The sequence below is a fragment of the Bradyrhizobium sp. ISRA464 genome (assembly GCF_029910095.1).
GTDB lineage: Bacteria > Pseudomonadota > Alphaproteobacteria > Rhizobiales > Xanthobacteraceae > Bradyrhizobium.
Genome location: NZ_CP094526.1, coordinates 2,011,200 through 2,026,774, shown reverse-complemented (window position 1 = coordinate 2,026,774; position 15,575 = coordinate 2,011,200). Strand labels below are relative to the sequence as shown.

Annotated in this window: 16 protein-coding genes; 8 read left to right on the top strand and 8 right to left on the bottom strand. The window is 65.8% G+C overall.

Translation table 11 applies throughout. From position 1 onward, the window contains the following. Window positions 1–24 precede the first annotated feature (24 nt). The gene (locus MTX19_RS09490; protein WP_280976208.1) at window positions 25–1,380 is read left to right on the top strand and encodes a malonyl-CoA decarboxylase; all 1,356 of its coding nucleotides are present in this window, start codon (window positions 25–27) and stop codon (window positions 1,378–1,380) included. 112 nt (window positions 1,381–1,492) lie between these two features. On the opposite strand, the gene MTX19_RS09485 is transcribed toward MTX19_RS09490, so the two are convergent. The 7 genes from MTX19_RS09485 to MTX19_RS09455 all read right to left on the bottom strand — a co-directional run bounded on the left by MTX19_RS09485 (window position 1,493) and on the right by MTX19_RS09455 (window position 7,152). Then, window positions 1,493–2,662, bottom strand: coding sequence for a mandelate racemase/muconate lactonizing enzyme family protein (locus MTX19_RS09485; RefSeq protein WP_280983379.1), 1,170 nt, complete (start codon window positions 2,660–2,662; stop codon window positions 1,493–1,495). Between the two features lie 141 nt (window positions 2,663–2,803). Next, entirely contained in the window at window positions 2,804–3,070 is a 267-nt protein-coding gene (locus MTX19_RS09480; protein ID WP_280976205.1) for a DUF3297 family protein, read from the bottom strand. Next, complete coding sequence (locus tag MTX19_RS09475; RefSeq protein ID WP_280983378.1) at window positions 3,067–3,543, bottom strand: glutathione peroxidase; 477 nt, start codon at window positions 3,541–3,543, stop codon at window positions 3,067–3,069. Before MTX19_RS09475 ends, MTX19_RS09480 begins: the two co-directional genes overlap by 4 nt. Window positions 3,544–3,561: 18 nt before the next feature. After that, window positions 3,562–4,953: an amidase family protein gene (locus MTX19_RS09470; protein ID WP_280983377.1), complete on the bottom strand. Its 1,392-nt coding sequence runs from the start codon at window positions 4,951–4,953 to the stop codon at window positions 3,562–3,564. A 123-nt stretch (window positions 4,954–5,076) separates the two neighbouring features. Further along, entirely contained in the window at window positions 5,077–5,595 is a 519-nt protein-coding gene (locus tag MTX19_RS09465) for a c-type cytochrome (RefSeq protein ID WP_280983376.1), read from the bottom strand. A gap of 159 nt (window positions 5,596–5,754) precedes the next feature. Beyond that, on the bottom strand, window positions 5,755–6,819 hold the full coding sequence (locus MTX19_RS09460; RefSeq protein WP_280984745.1) for a PQQ-dependent sugar dehydrogenase: 1,065 nt from the start codon (window positions 6,817–6,819) through the stop codon (window positions 5,755–5,757). A 75-nt stretch (window positions 6,820–6,894) separates the two neighbouring features. Further along, window positions 6,895–7,152 carry a hypothetical protein gene (locus MTX19_RS09455; RefSeq protein ID WP_195785297.1) on the bottom strand — a complete coding sequence of 86 codons (258 nt, stop codon included), beginning with the start codon at window positions 7,150–7,152 and terminating at the stop codon, window positions 6,895–6,897. A gap of 319 nt (window positions 7,153–7,471) precedes the next feature. Between MTX19_RS09455 and pqqA the strand changes: the two genes are divergently transcribed. The 6 genes from pqqA (at window position 7,472) to pip (ending at window position 11,900) form a co-directional block, all read left to right on the top strand. After that, entirely contained in the window at window positions 7,472–7,552 is an 81-nt protein-coding gene (pqqA, locus tag MTX19_RS09450) for a pyrroloquinoline quinone precursor peptide PqqA (RefSeq protein ID WP_035635412.1), read from the top strand. A gap of 146 nt (window positions 7,553–7,698) precedes the next feature. Next, the gene (gene pqqB, locus MTX19_RS09445; RefSeq protein WP_280983374.1) at window positions 7,699–8,628 is read left to right on the top strand and encodes a pyrroloquinoline quinone biosynthesis protein PqqB; all 930 of its coding nucleotides are present in this window, start codon (window positions 7,699–7,701) and stop codon (window positions 8,626–8,628) included. A gap of 20 nt (window positions 8,629–8,648) precedes the next feature. Then, on the top strand, window positions 8,649–9,404 hold the full coding sequence (gene pqqC, locus MTX19_RS09440) for a pyrroloquinoline-quinone synthase PqqC (RefSeq protein ID WP_280984744.1): 756 nt from the start codon (window positions 8,649–8,651) through the stop codon (window positions 9,402–9,404). Between the two features lie 9 nt (window positions 9,405–9,413). Further along, on the top strand, window positions 9,414–9,722 hold the full coding sequence (pqqD, locus tag MTX19_RS09435; protein WP_280983373.1) for a pyrroloquinoline quinone biosynthesis peptide chaperone PqqD: 309 nt from the start codon (window positions 9,414–9,416) through the stop codon (window positions 9,720–9,722). After that, a complete protein-coding gene (gene pqqE, locus MTX19_RS09430) occupies window positions 9,719–10,927 on the top strand; it encodes a pyrroloquinoline quinone biosynthesis protein PqqE (RefSeq protein ID WP_280983372.1) in 1,209 nt (402 codons plus the stop codon). The genes pqqD and pqqE overlap by 4 nt, the downstream gene beginning before the upstream one ends. After that, on the top strand, window positions 10,917–11,900 hold the full coding sequence (gene pip, locus MTX19_RS09425) for a prolyl aminopeptidase (protein ID WP_280983371.1): 984 nt from the start codon (window positions 10,917–10,919) through the stop codon (window positions 11,898–11,900). Before pqqE ends, pip begins: the two co-directional genes overlap by 11 nt. Before the next feature lie 310 nt (window positions 11,901–12,210). Here the strand turns inward: pip and MTX19_RS09420 are convergent, their stop codons facing one another. Then, window positions 12,211–14,571 carry a caspase family protein gene (locus MTX19_RS09420; RefSeq protein WP_280983370.1) on the bottom strand — a complete coding sequence of 787 codons (2,361 nt, stop codon included), beginning with the start codon at window positions 14,569–14,571 and terminating at the stop codon, window positions 12,211–12,213. Between the two features lie 196 nt (window positions 14,572–14,767). Here MTX19_RS09420 and MTX19_RS09415 point away from each other — a divergent pair, with 196 nt between their 5' ends. Continuing rightward, window positions 14,768–15,436, top strand: coding sequence for a DUF4286 family protein (locus MTX19_RS09415; RefSeq protein WP_280983369.1), 669 nt, complete (start codon window positions 14,768–14,770; stop codon window positions 15,434–15,436). Window positions 15,437–15,575 lie beyond the last annotated feature (139 nt).

Here is a 15,575-nt window from a genome sequence, read left to right as displayed (position 1 = left end):
GGCTAAACTGGATACGACCCGCCAATGGCCAACGCCTTTTTCTCCGATCTGCTCGCGACGATTTCCGAACGCGGCCGCACCCTGCTCCGCCGCGCCGTCCCGACCGACGACAAGCAGGATCCTTCCGAGCTGCTGGAATTGTGCGAGGCGCTGCTATCTGGGCGCGGCGAGGCCTCCGGCACCGCAATGGCGCGCGAGGTGCTCGACCGCTACCACCACCTCGATGGCGACGGCCGCCTCTCCTTCTTCCACACGCTGGCCCGCGATTTCGGAGCCGACCAGGCCAGATTGTCGCAGGCGATCGACAGCTGGCGCGCGCAAGCCAATGGCGACGACGCCAGCGACCTGCATTTCGCCTCCGAACCGCGCCGGCAGGAATTGATTCGTCGGCTCAACCGCGCGCCGGGCGGCACCGGCGAGCTGGTGTCGATGCGATCCGATCTGCTTTCACTGATGAAGGGCAACAAGGACCTCGCCGTGCTCGACCGCGACGTGGTGCATCTGCTCTCATCCTGGTTCAACAGGGGATTTCTCGTGCTGCGCAGGATAGACTGGTCGTCGCCGGCCAATATTCTGGAAAAGATCATCCGCTACGAGGCCGTGCACGAAATCCGCGACTGGGACGATTTGCGCCGGCGCATCGACCCGGTCGACCGCCGCTGCTACGCCTTCTTCCACCCCGCCCTCGCAGACGAGCCATTGATCTTCGTCGAGGTGGCGCTGACCGAATCGATCCCGGGCGCGATCGCGCCGCTGCTCGCCGAGGAGCGCGAGCCGGTGCCGGTCGAGCGCGCCCGCACCGCCGTGTTCTATTCGATCTCGAACACGCAGCGCGGGCTCGGCGGCATCTCCTTCGGCAGCTTCCTGATCAAGCAGGTGGTCGAGGAGCTGCGCCGCGAATTGCCGAAGCTCGACAATTTCGTGACGCTGTCGCCGGTGCCGGGCTTCGTGCAATGGGTGAAGCAGGCGACCGACGTGCCGCTCACCGACGACGATCGCCAGTTGCTGGAAAGCCTCGACAAGCCCGACTGGTTCGAGAATGCCGAGCTTGCGACGCAGCTGCGTGCGGTGCTGGAGCCGCTTGCCGCCTACTATTTCCTGAAGGCGCGTACGTCGAAGGGCCGGCTGATCGACTCGGTCGCACGCTTCCATCTCGGCAACGGTGCGCGGCTGGAGCGGATCAACTGGCTCGGCGATCTCTCGCCGAAGGGCCTGCGCGAATCCGCCGGCATCATGGTCAACTATCTCTACCGCATCGAGGACATCGAGAAGAACCACGAGGCCTACGCCAACACCGGCGAAGTGATCGCCTCGAGCGCGGTGAAGAAGCTGCTCAAGGGCGAAGGCCGCCGCTTGCTGGACATGCGGCTGGGGCAGTAGCCGCAGAATTCTCCACGTCGTTGCGAGGAGCGAAAGCGACGACTTGTCCGCCGAAGCCTTGGCGAAGGCGGACAAGTCGCTTCGCGCGCAATGACGATCGGCGCGCGCTTTGCTACTCCGCCAGCGCCTTCATTTCCTTGTAGAGATCCGACTTGCCCTCGAAGCCGATGCCGGGAAGGTCGGGCATGACGATGTGGCCGTTCTCGACGCGCACCCCATCCGGGAAGCCGCCATACGGCTGGAACAGGTCGGGATAGCTCTCATTGCCGCCGAGCCCGAGGCCGGCCGCGATGTTGAGCGACATCTGGTGGCCACCATGCGGGATGCAACGGCTCGGCGACCAGCCATGGGTCTTCAGCACGGCGAGCGTGCGCTGATATTCGCAGAGCCCGTAGGACAGTGCGCAGTCGAATTGCAGCCAGTCGCGATCCGGCCGCATGCCGCCGTAGCGGATCAGGTTCCTCGCATCCTGGTGGCTGAACAGGTTCTCGCCGGTTGCCATCGCGCCCGGATAGAACTCGGCGAGCGCCGCCTGCAGCGCATAATCAAGCGGATCGCCGGCCTCCTCGTACCAGAACAGCGGATAGTCCCGCAGCATCTTGGCGTAGGCGATCGCGGTCTCCAGATCGAAGCGGCCGTTGGCATCGACCGCGAGCTGCGCGTCCTTGCCGATCTCCTTCAGCACCGCCTCGATGCGTTCGCGGTCCTCGGCCAGCGATGCGCCGCCGATCTTCATCTTCACGACGTTGTAGCCGCGGTCGAGATAGCCGCGCATTTCCTTGCGCAGGCCGCCGAGATCCTTACCCGGATAGTAATAGCCGCCGGCGGCGTAGACGAAGACGCGCGGATTGGCGGTCAGGCCGTGGCGTTCGGCGAGCAGGCGGAACAGCGGCTTGCCGGCGATCTTCGCCACCGCATCCCACACCGCCATGTCGATGGTGCCGACCGCGACCGAGCGCTCGCCGTGACCGCCCGGCTTCTCGTTCGACATCAAGGTCGACCAGACCTTGTCCGGATCGAGATTGTCGCCGCTGGCGTCAAGCAGCGACTTGGGATCGGCTTCCCTGAGCCGCGGCGCGAAGCGCTCGCGGATCAGGCCGCCCTGTCCGTAGCGGCCGTTGGAATTGAAGCCGTAACCGATCACCCGCCTGCCGCCGCGCACCACGTCAGTGACGACGGCGACCAGGCTCGAGGTCATCTTGGTGAAGTCGATATAGGCGTTGCGGATCGGCGAGGAGATCGGCTTGGTGACCTCGCGGACATCGACGATACGGACGGACATGGTGTTGTCGCTCTCTAAGTTGGATCCCCGCTTCTCTTGTCACCGTCATTGCGAGGAGCGAAGCGACGAAGCAATCCATTTCTCGACAAGCGGAGGGATGGATTGCTTCGCTTCGCTCGCAATGACGGCGCAGGGAGCGCCTCAGGACTTCTTATCCCGGAAATACGGTTCGACCGGACCGTGCACCTTGATGGTCAGCGGATTGCCGTAGCGGTCCTTGGCATTGCCGGCGGTGACGCGCACCCAGCCCTCGCTGACGCAGTATTCCTCGACATTGGTCTTCTCGACGCCCTTGAAGCGGATGCCGACGTCGCGCGCCAGAATCTCCGCGTTGTAATACGGGCTGTTCGGATCGACCGAGAGGCGGTCCGGCAATTGGTCGTTGGTGGTGTCGTTGTTCTCGCTCATAGCAGCGCCTCGATATCCTTCCTCAATCCTTCGGGCCGAGCGGTCGGCGCATGCCGCGCCACCACCTTGCCGGCGCGATCGACCAGGAATTTGGTGAAATTCCATTTGATCGATGCGCCGAGCAGGCCCGACTTCTCACGCTTCAGGTAGTCATACAGCGGGTGCGCATTGGTTCCGTTGACGTCGATCTTGGCGAACATCGGGAACGTCACGGCGTAATTGGTCTTGCAGAACTCCGCAATCTGCGCCGCCGTCCCCGGCTCCTGTGCGCCGAACTGGTTGCAGGGAAAGCCGAGCACCGCGAAACCGCGCGGCGACAGGTCGGCGTGCAGCTCCTGCAGGCCCTTGCATTGCGGCGTGAAGCCGCAGGCGCTCGCGGTGTTGACGATCAGCAGCACCTGCCCCTCGAACCGCTGCAACGGCACGTCCTCGCCGGCCAGCGACCTGGCGGTGAAATCATAGACGCTCGGCATCTTGTCTCTCGTCGTGACCTATGTCGCCGGATCGATCGCCGCCGACGGCGTGCCGCCGGCCTCGATCGCCTCGCCTGCGGCAAGGCAGAGATCTTCGCGATAGCGGCCGGCGACCAGCTGCACGCCGACCGGAATCCGCCCGACCAAGCCGGTGGAGACCGTTAGCCCGGGAAGCCCCATGAAGGGAATGGCAATCTGCGGCAGCTGTGCGTGCCATACCCGCGCAAACGACGCCTCATCCTTGCAGTCGAGCTGATCGGGGAACGGCAACTCGCCCGACACCGGCAGCAGCAGCACCGGATATTGCTCGAAGAACGCAAACCACTCGCGGGTCAGCGTGGCGCGGCGGGTGAGCGCCTGCGACAGGTCGAACGGATGTACCTTGGCGCGGTTGCCGCGCAGGCAGGCGAGCGCGCCGGGATCGCCCTCGCGCTCGGCGGTCGCGAGCTGTGCTTCGTAGCCGTCGCCGAGCCAGAGCTTGGTCTGGATCTCGGCGGCCTCGCGCAGGGGCGCCGTGTTGGCGATCTCCTCGACGATCCAGCCCGCCCGCTGCAGCCGCTTGCCGGCATCGGCCACCGCGGCGACCACCTCGGGCACCGGGTTGAGGCCATCGGGGTTGAGGCACATCGCGACGCGCGTCTCCCGCGGCGATCCCTCGAGCGGCACCGGCGCATACCAGGGATCGCGATAGTCCGGCGCCGACATCGCCGCCAGCGCGATGCGCAGGTCGTTGACGGTGCGCGCCAGCGGGCCGGACACCGCGCTGATCTGCGGGCCGATCGGACGTTCCGGCAGCGCCGGGTTGAAGGCCGGGATGCGGCCCATGCTCGGCCGCAGGCCGTGCACGCCGCAGGCATAGGCGGGATAACGGATCGAGCCGGCGATGTCGGTGCCGTGGGCGATGTGGCCGATGCCGGCCGCGACCGCCGCACCCGCGCCGCCCGAGGAACCGCCCGGCGTGATGCCGGGATCGCGCGGATTCTTGGTGTCGCCGTGAATGAGGTTGGTGGTAAACCAGCGATAGGAGAAGGCCGGGCAGTTGGTGCGGCCGAGCAGCACCGCGCCGGACTTGCGCAGATTGGCGACCACGGGATTGTCGACCTTGGCGATGGTGTCGCGCTGCAGCTTCAAGCCGTTGGTGGTGGCATAGCCTTCCTGGTCGACATTGACCTTGATCGTGACGGGCACGCCGGCAAGCGGCCCTGCCTCCTCGCCGCGCGCGATCGCCGCATCGATCGAAGCGGCCTGCGCCAGCACGTCGTCCGGCCGGTGATCGACCACCGCGTTGATCTTCGGGTTGACCGCATCGAGCCGGGCAAGCCCCGCCTGCGCCGCCTCCTTCGCCGAAACTTTCCTGGATTTGATGAGGCTGGCCAGCTCAGTGGCCGACAGACGCCAAAGATCCTGCATGTGCAACTCCGTGTGACGGGAGGCGTTTTAGCGCCGCACGAGGGACAAGGCCAGCGCTCCGCTGCCCAGGATGTCAGCGAACGCGGGCGATGTAATAGGCAAGATCGGCGATCTGGTCCTTGGTCACCCCGTCTGCATCACGTCGGCCATGGTGGCGTCGTAGCCGTGTCGGCTGTTGTCCTTGTATTCGGCGAGCGTCTTGGCGAGATAATCCTCGCGCTGGTTGGCGATGCGCGGGACGTTCTCCTTCCCCGAATAATCCGTGTTGTGGCAGGTGTTGCAATGGATCCGCTGCGCGAGCGCCTGGCCGCGCGCGATCCGCGCCGGATCGCCGGTATCCGCGGGCGGCGCGGGCTTCGGCAGGGTCGCGATGAAATCGGAGAAGGCCCTGAGATCGTCGTCGGTCAGCGGCTTCGCCATCTCGTTCATCGGCTCGAACACGCGCAGCTTCCCGCGAAACATGAAGAGCTGGATTAGCGCATACGGCGCCTGCTGGCCGCCGAGCGAGGGCGTGTTCTCGGTTTCCGATATGCCGTGATCGCCGTGGCAGGCAAAGCACGGCGCGGCGCGCTCTTGGATGGTTTCGGCGGTTGCGGAGGAGATGAAGGTGAATGCTAGGACTGCGGTGATGGTTTTGTGCATGGGTCGCTTCCGGCATGTGCCGTCATTGCGAGGAGCGAAGCGACGAAGCAATCCATCTCTCGGCAAGTGGCGAAATGGATTGCTTCGCGGAGCTTGACATCCGGCGGCGCTTCGCGCCGACCGGGTGGCTCGCAACGACGGTGACTGCGCTAATTCGACTTACCGGTCGGCGACTTTCGGCTTACCGTAGGTGACGCGGTAGACCGCGCCGTTCCAGTCGTCGGAAACGAGCAGCGAGCCGTCCTTCAACAGCATCACGTCGACGGGGCGGCCGACATACTTGTTGTCCTGGAGAAAGCCGGTCAGGAACGGCTCGACCGACTTTACGGTGCCGTCCTTGTTCAACTTGACGACGACGACGTCACCGCCCTGCTTCTGCGTCTTGTTCCAGGAGCCGTGGCGCGCGACGAAGATCGCGTTCTTGTAGGACTTCGGGAACATGCTGCCGGTGTAGAAGCGCATGCCGAGCGAGGCGGTATGCGGGCCCATCAGGCCGACCGGCGGCGTGTAGTCCTTGCAGGACTTACCCCAGCCGAGCTCCTGGTCGATGATGTTGCCCTGGTAGCAGTACGGCGCGCCGAAATCCTCGCCGGCCCTGGTGACGCGGTTGAGCTCGTCTTCCGGCACGGTCTCCGACAACCAGTCGCGCCCGTTGTCGGTGAAGTACATTTGCTTGGTCTCGGGATTCCAGTCGAAGCCGACCGAGTTGCGCACACCGAGCGCGTAGACCTCGGCGCCGGTGCCGTCGAGATTGATGCGGCGGATCTGGCCGTGATCGGCGTCGTGCAGCACGTTGTTGCCGGGTTGGCCGACCGGGACGTAGAGCTTGTTGTCAGGACCGATGGCGATGAACTTCCAGCCATGCGCCTCGTCCTTCGGCAGCTTGTCGTAGATTACGGTGGGCTTCGGCGGGTTGTCGAGGACGTCCTCGATCTTGTCGATCTTGGAGACCTGCGAGAGCTCGGCGATGTAGAGCGTGCCGTTCTTGAAGGCGACGCCGTTCGGGCGATAGAGGCCGGAGGCGAGCACCTTGACCGAGCGTTTGCCGTCCTTGTTGATGATCGCATAGATCTTGTCGACGAGGCGGCTGCCCACGAACACGGTGCCCTTGTCGCCGAGCGCCAGCGAGCGCGCATTGGCCATGCCGGCGGCATAGACCTCGACATTGAAGCCGGCCGGAACCTTGAGCTCCCAATTGTCCGGACAAATGCAATCGGAAAACAGAAAACAAATGCAATCGGAAACATGCCGGAAGCAGACGCGACCGGGAGGTGTCGCGCCACGCGGCCTTTCGACGCGTCAATGTCGGGTGATCGAGCGGTCCGGGCGATCGAGGATCGCCTCCGTGAACGGGAATTCCAGCACGATCTCGCCCTCGTCGTCGGTCACCTCGATCACCGCGCTCAGCAACGCACCGTCGGCGCCCTCCGTCTTGAGCAATTCGCGAATCATCGCCCGCGCCATTTCCCAGGCGCGATCGGGATCCCGCAGGATCTCGCCGTCGGGATCGGAAATCAGCTCGTCGCCGATACGGGTGTTGAAGAAATAGCGTGGCATCGGCTGAACTCGGCTCGGTTGGGCGCCCCTCGTCGGCGCGGGCGCAAGAATCGTCACCAGGACCTTGGGAGGAGGCTTACGGACCCACTCCGCCCCAACATCACTATTCGCCCGACCGCGAACAACAGGAAAAAGGTCTGATGCCACGGGCTTTTGACGGGAAGATGCGCAAAACTCCGTGAGCGGGGACGGATGGTTGCCGCGATGCAGCAAAACCCGCACAAGGCAACCTTGCGAAAAATTTAACTGGCGAACTTTTTCTGCCGCAGTACCTTAATCTCAGGGCGGAAGTTCGTCCGGTCGCAATAAGGAGAGCCAAATGGCCTGGAAAGCGCCGAAGATCGTCGAAGTGTCGGTCGGCATGGAAATCAACATGTATATGTGCGCGACCCGCAAGTAAGCGGCAGCGCCCCCATATACGTTTGGCAATTAACGCAGGTGGACGTCCGGGCGTAGCATGCTCCCGAGCGAGGGGGTGTGTTCGAAATCCGGGCTCCACCTCGTAATGTTTTTGATTTCGAGTCAAATTCCTCCAGGAGACGGATCATGCTTCGCGTCGTCGTCCTGGGTGCCGCGGCGGGTGGCGGCATTCCGCAATGGAACTGCGGATGTCCGGTGTGTAGGGCGGCGCGGAGCGATCATCCGGAATTGCAGAGCACGCAGGCCTCGATCGCATTCAGCAGCGACGGCGCGCACTGGTTCCTGGTCAACGCCTCTCCCGACCTCCGTCAGCAACTGATCGCGACGCCGCAGTTGCATCCGAAGCCAGGCGCGCTGCGCCATAGTCCGATCGCGGGTGTGATCCTCACCAATGGCGAGATCGATGCCGTCGCGGGACTGCTGTCGATGCGCGAGGGATCACCCTTTACGATCTACGCACACGAGCGCGTGCTGGCGATCCTGCGCTCCAACAGCGTCTTCAACGTGTTGAGCGAGAAGAACGTCGGGCGCCACGGCATTGCGGTCGACGCCGCCTTCGAGCCCGCCCTGCCCGATGGGGCGCCCTCCGGCATCGAGGTGCTGCCGTTCGAAGTTCCCGGCAAGGGCGCCTGGTATCTCGAAGGCAAGGTGCATCCGGCCGGCCGCGAGGGCGCGGGCGATACGCTGGGCCTGCGTATTGCGGACAAGCGGAGCGGCAAATATTTCTATTTTGTTGCAGCCTGCGCGCGGGTGACCGACAACCTCAAGGAACGGCTCAAGGGCGCGCCGCTGGTGTTCTTCGACGGCACGGTATGGCGCGACGACGAGCTGATCGCGGCGGGGCTCGGCAACAAGACCGGCCAAAGCATGGGACATATCGCGATGTCGGGCGAGCACGGCGCGATCAGGAGCCTCGACGGTCTCGACATCGGACGAAAAGTGTTTTTGCATATCAATAACTCCAACCCGGCACTGCTTGGGACCTCGGCCGAGCGCGAGACGGCCGAACAGGCGGGCTGGCAGATCCCCTCCGACGGAACGGAGATCGTGCTGTGAATGTGGTGCCTACCAGTGGAATGACCGCGCTTTCGATCGGCAAGGGCATCATGCTCGACAGCGCCGAGGCGATGGAGGCGACGCTACGCCAGATCGGCGCGACGCGTTACCACAGCCTGCATCCCTTCCACCGGTTGCTGCACGGCGGCAAGCTCAACAAGGGCCAGGTGCAGGCCTGGGCGCTGAACCGCTACTATTACCAGAGCACGATCCCGCTGAAGGACGCGATGGTGATCTCGCGCTTCCGCGACCGTGCGACACGGATCGAGTGGCGCCACCGCATCGAGGATCATGACGGCGACATCGGCAATGAGGGCGGCATCGAGCGCTGGCTCAAGCTGACCGACGGGCTCGGCCTCGACACCGCTTACGTGGAATCGACCGAAGGGATCTTGCCGGCGACACGCTTCGCGGTGGAGGCCTATGTGCATTTCTGCCGCGACCGCACTCCGCTGGAGGCGATCGCCTCCTCGCTGACCGAATTGTTCGCGCCGAACCTGCATGAGGAGCGCATCGCGGGAATGCTGAAGCACTACGACTTCGTCAACCCCGACATCATGAGCTATTTCAGCCGCCGCCTGAGGCAGGCGCCGCGCGACGCGAACTTCGCGCTGGACTATGTTAAGCAGCACGCCAGGACACCGGCCGAGCGCGAGGCGGTCTGCAACGCGCTGATCTTCAAGACCAACGTGCTGTGGGTGCAGCTCGACGCGCTCTATCACGCCTATGTCGACGGCCACATTCCGCCGGGTGCCTTCGTGCCGAAGGCGAGCTAGGGACAAGCCATGGCCAGCCGCAACATCAGCGTCAGCGAGACCAGCCGGCCGAAGCTGCCGCGCCATGCCAGGCTGAAATTCGATGAGACGCGGCAGGTCTGGGTGATCCTGGCGCCGGAGCGCGTGCTGGCGCCGGACGAAATCGCGGTCGAGGTGCTGCAGCTCTGCGACGGCGTGCGCAGCGTCTCCGAGATGGTCGACCAACTCGCGGTGAAATATGCCGCCCCGCGCGAGGCGATCTCGGGCGACGTGGTCGCGATGTTGCAGGATCTGGCCGACAAGGGCTTCCTCACCGAAGCGCGCGAGAAGACGCCATGAGTGACACGCTCGCCGACAACAAGATGACGCCCACGGGCCCGAGCGACGGGCTGGCGGTGCTGGAAAGCCGCCGCTCGGCGGCCGAGACCTACGGCATCCCGCTCGCCGTGCTGGCCGAGGTCACGCACCGCTGCCCGCTGCAATGCCCGTACTGCTCGAACCCGGTCGAGCTCGACCGCGGCAGCACCGAGCTCACCACGGACGAGTGGAAGAAGGTGCTGTACGAGCTTGCCGAGCTGGGCGTGCTGCAGATCCATTTCTCCGGCGGCGAGCCGACCGCGCGCAAGGACATTGTCGAGCTGGTGCAGCACGCGACCGATGTCGGGCTCTATTCCAACCTGATCACCTCGGCCGTGCTGCTGACGAAAGACAAGCTCGCGGCGCTGGCCAATGCCGGCCTGTGCCATGTGCAGATCAGCTTCCAGGGCAACGAGCCTGTTGTCGCCGACCGCGTCGCCGGGCTGAAGGACGCGCACAAGAAGAAGCTCGAAGTGGCGAAATGGACGCGCGAGGTCGAATTGCCGCTGACCGTGAATGCGGTGATGCACCGGCAGAACCTGCATCAGCTCCGCGACATCATCCAGATGGCGGTCGATCTCGACGCCGACCGGCTCGAGGTCGCCAATGTGCAGTACTACGGCTGGGCGCTGAAGAACCGCGCCGCGCTGATGCCGACGATTGCGCAGATCGAGGAGACCAGCCGCATCGTCGAGGAGGCGCAGGCGCGGCTGAAGGGCACGCTCGCGATCGACTACGTTGTGCCGGACTATTACGCGCTGCGGCCGAAGAAGTGCATGGGCGGCTGGGGCCGCCAGTTCTTCAACATCTCGCCGGCCGGCAAGGTGTTGCCGTGCCACGCTGCCGAAAGCATCACCGGGCTGCAATTTGAATCCGTACGCTCGAACCATTCGATCGCCTGGATCTGGCAGAATTCGGAGGCCTTCAACCGCTATCGCGGGACCGGGTGGATGCCCGAGCCATGCAAATCTTGCGAATTCCGCGAGGTCGATTTCGGCGGCTGCCGCTGCCAGGCTTTCGCGCTGACGGGCGATGCCGGCAACACCGACCCGGCCTGCGCGCTGTCGCCGCGGCATGAGGAGATCTTCAAGCAGGCCGAGCGCGAATCCGAAGCCGCGCAGAATCGCTTCCTCTACCGCAACTTCGCCGGCGGCACGCTGGAGACGGACGACCCCCATGGCGCCTGACGCCGAAGCCGGCAAAGCCGTCAGGCGTTCCGACCCCTTTGCACCCCTGACGTCGGAATTGCTGGATGTCGGCGACGGCCACGCGATCCATGTCGAGAGCGTCGGCCGCGAGGGCGGCGTTCCCGCCGTCTATCTGCATGGCGGACCCGGCAGCGGTTGCCAGCCGGACCATCGCCGCCTGTTCGATCCCGAGCGCTTCCACGCCGTGCTGTTCGACCAGCGCGGCTGCGGCCGCAGCCGGCCGAAGGGCAGCCGCGAGCACAACACGACGCCGCATCTGATTGCGGACATGGAAAGGGTCCGCGAGCGGTTCGGCTTCAAACGCTGGATGGTGGTCGGCGGCTCCTGGGGCGCGACGCTGGCGCTGGCCTATGCGCAAGCCCATCCCGACCGCGTCAGCGGTCTCATGCTGCGAGCAACCTTTCTCGGCACGAGCGAGGAATTAGTCGGCGCCTTCCTGCACACCTTGCCGCGCGTCTATCCCGCGCTCCATGAGGATTTCGTCGCGCTGCTGCCGGAGCACGAACGCGGCTCACCGCTCGCCGCCTATTATCGCCGCATCCTCGATCTGGACGCCGCCGTGCATGCCCCGGCCGTGCGCGCCTGGCACGACACCGAGCGCGCGCTCTCGGAGCACACGCCGAAGCAGACGCGGCTCGATCTCGCGTCCCTGAATGGATCAGGCGCCCTGCCCTCGACGCCGTTCATGGAGGCGCATTATTTCGCCAATGCCTGCTTCATGCGGCCGAACCAGCTCATGGACGAGGCCGGCAAGCTCGCCGGCATTCCCGGCATCATGGTGCAGGGCCGCTACGACCTGCTGTGCCCGCCCGCGACGTCGCACGCGCTCGCCGCGCGCTGGCCCGGCAGCGAGGTCCGCATCATCGACGGCGCCGGCCACATCCTCTACGACCCCGGCATCCGCAATGCCGTGATGAAGGCGATCGCGGATCTGGCGTCGAAGGCAGTTTGAGATTTAGTCGGATAGCGGTCGCGATGGAACTGCGCTCCCTCTCCCCGTTCTTAAGGGGGTCGAGACGAGCGGAGCTCGCTCTCAGAGGGTTGGGGTGAGGGGCCGTCTCCACACAAACGGCGAGAGGTGCGCGTGGAGACTCCCCCTCACCCGGATCGCATCTCGCGATGCGATCCGACCTCCCAGCCGCCACCTGGTGGCAAGCCACCAGCGCCGCAATCGCACCAAATAGGAACTTCAAAGCCGACCGGAATCCGAGAGATCCGATCTGCTCATGGATCCTGACCTGCCCGCCCTCCCTCTTACAAGATCAGTGTGGGCACTGTCCGGGCGGACACCGCGCCGGCGCGGGCCGCGCGGCAGCCGCGGGCCTCGGAGGTGCCGGCGGCGCCATCCGTGGTGGCGGCGGCGCGGCCATCCGTGGCGGCGGCGGGGCGGCGCGCTGCACCTGCATCGCCGGCCGCGGGGGCGGCGGAGCAGCGACACGCGGAGGCGGCGGAGCAGCGATGCGTGGAGGCGGCGCAGGCGCGACGCGCGCCGGCGGAGGAGGAGCAACGCGCGGGGGCGGAGCGACCGCGCGTTGCGGCGGCGGCACCGCCGCGGTGCGTCGAGGCGGCGGTGGCGGAGCGACCACGCGCGGCGGTGGCGTCGGCCGCGATGCTGGTGGCGGGGTCACGGCGGCACGCGCCGGTGCGCTACGCATCGCCGGCGCCGGCCGGGCCGGAGCCGCGCGCATCGCCGGCGTCTGAACCGGTGCGCCCGAAGGCCTCAACGTGCTGGTCGGCGCCGTCGCGGCGCGCGAGGGCGGTGGTGCCGTCGGCGGCTTGCCTGCGGCAGGCGCGTTCGTCCGGGCCCCCGGGGTCGGCCGTCCGATCACCCCTTGCGCCGGCGCATTGGCGGGCGCCAGGGCCGTCGCGGGCCTGCCCGGAGTGAGCGCATTCGGCCTTGCGCCCGGTTGTGCCGGATTCGCGGGTGCGGTCGCGGTCTGTGGCAATGGCGGGCCGTTCCTGGCACCGGGCAGCGTGTGGGCGCCCGGCGCAGCAGGGTTGTTGGGCGCGGTTGCGGCGTTCGTGCTCGGCGCTGCGCCCGGCTGGGTCGGCAGCATACCCGGCCGCGCACCGGGACCCGGCTGGCCGCCTTGCGGTCCGCCCGGCTGCACCAGATTGGCGCGCTGCAGGGCCGCTGGCGGCAGCGACGGTGCTCGCGAGATCGGCCTCACCCCGGCCGCAGCGAGTTGCGCGGGCGTGGGATTGGGATTGTTGATGACTGTGTTGATGATCGTCGTGTTGTGGATGTTGTTGAACACGATGTTGTTCGGCGGCGGCACGACATAGGGCGGCGGTGCCACATAGGCCGGCATCGCCACGAAGAACGGCGTCGGCAGCACGAACAGGCCGATCGGTGGCGGGGGCGGCGGCAGCACCACGAAGTCCGGCGGCGGCGGCGGCAGGAAGAACACCGGCGGCGGCGGTGGCGGTTCGAAGTCAAACACCGGATCGCCGTAGTAGAGCACCGGACGGTCGACATAGACCACCTCATCCGGCGGCGGCGGCGGCACGTCGTAGTCGATCGCGGTGAACTGCGGCGGCGGCTCGAGCGCAGCCGAGAGATAGGCAAGGCGCCGCCGTGCGTCGGCCGCATGCGGCCCGCGCGGATAGCGATTGAGATAGGACCAGTAGGCATCCGGCGTATCGGCGCTGTAGGTGCGCCGCCAGGTGATCGCCTCGCGCCGCGCCGCCACGATTGCGCGCACGCGCTTGGCGAGCGGATCGTTCGGATAGGCCTGCAGATAATCCTCGTAGCCCTGCATCGTGTCGCGCTCCAGCGCCGCTGCATAGGCATCCTGCGCCGAGTAGTCGCGGATCGGCTTGGTGCGCATTGCGGCATCGGCCTCGGCGGGCGGCGCGTCCGGCTTGCGATCGAAGAACACGAAAGAGGCGTCGATCTTCTGGGCGTCCCACGGGATCTGCGCGCCCTTGGTCATCTCGTTCACGCGGAGGCGGACGCGGTCGAACACGTCGGGCAGGCTGAGGCCGCCGGTGCGGATCATCTCGGCAAGCGCCTGGGCGTAGGGCCCGTAGGGCGGTGCGCCGTCGGGCGCGACGGTGCCGGGCGCCGAGTTGAAGGCGATCAGCATCTTCGGATCCGGATCGACCAGCGCAAGGCCGCCGGCCAGCGGCTGGCCTCCCTTGGCAAACGGATTGCTGCGCGCCGCATCGAGCACGATCACGCTCGCCTTGATCTGCAGCGCCGAGAGCTGATGGGTGTAGTCGGACAGGCGGATCGCCTCGACCGGCACGTCGGTGTCGCGGGCGATCTTGGCATCGACGGGCACGAAGTAGTTCTCGCCGGTCAGCTGCAAGCCATAGCCGGCGAGATAGACGAAGGCGACGGCGTTCGGTCCGGCCTCCTGGACCTTCTGGATGAAATCGCGGAACGACTTGCGCAGCGTCTCGCCGTCGAGGTCGCGCGCACCGATCACATCGAAGCCGGCCGCCTGCAGGGTCTGCGCGATCAGCCCGGCGTCATTGGCGGCGGTCTGCAGCGGAGCCGCCTCGTACGAGCCATTTCCAATGACGAGCGCGAGCCGCTTCTCCTGGTCCTGCGCCAGCGCGGGCAGCGACGCCAGCGACACCAGACCGACGATCAATGCCCACAGAATTCGCGCCATAGCGGTCGTCCTTTTCTTCTTTAAAGAAATTGGCGGTCCAAATGGAAATGCAATCTCCGTGAACCCGCGCTGAACAGGATTGCAGCAATTGTGGCAATCCTTGGTCTGGATCGATTTTCGCCGCAGGAACCCGCTTCCGTTGCATCGGCGGTTCGGCGATATTCGGCAATCAAAACAGGCACACAGGAGCAAAAAGATGCCGATCGCCGGACAGGGCATGCTGCTGACATCGATGGATGTCGACAGCTTACATGAAGCTGAATTCAACCGCTGGTACGACCGCGAGCACATCGAGGAGCGAGTCGCGATCGACGGTTTTGTCGAAGCCCGCCGCTACGTCGCCCATGACGGCAGGCCGAAATATCTGAGCCTCTACTCGACTGCGACCTTCGACGTGCTCGATAGCCCGACCTATCGCGCCGCCCTCGCCAACCAAACCGAATGGTCGAAGGCCAACATTGCGCGCTTCAAGAACATGATCCGCGGGGTCGCGCGCATCACGATCAGCCGCGGCACCGGCCGTGGCGCAGCGCTCGGCATCATCCGCCTGCGCCCGCCCGCCGACGGCGCGGACAAGCTTCGCGCGGCGCTAGAGGAGCAGATTGATCCATACGCGCTGGACGGGATCATCTCGATGCACCTGCTGGAGAACGATCCGGCGTTGTCGAGGCCGCTGACGCCGGATGCGAAGGCCGACCCCGGCGCCGGTGACTGGTTCGTGCTGATCGATGCGACCGATGTGGATGCGGTGCCGGCCGCCGCGGCGCGCATCATCGATAACGCCGCGCTGAAGCCGCTGGTCGTCACGAACGGCGTCTATCGGCTGCTGTGGGATCTCGCCAAGAGCGATCTTCCGCGCGGTTAAGCGCGTTATGCAGCGGCGGCGTTCCATGCTGCACCGCCACATAACGACATTGAGATTAACGCTGGGCGCACATCAGCCGCGCGAAAGCTGATGATCGCGCAAATTTGGCTTTGCCTTCTCTGGAACGGCTCTAATAAGA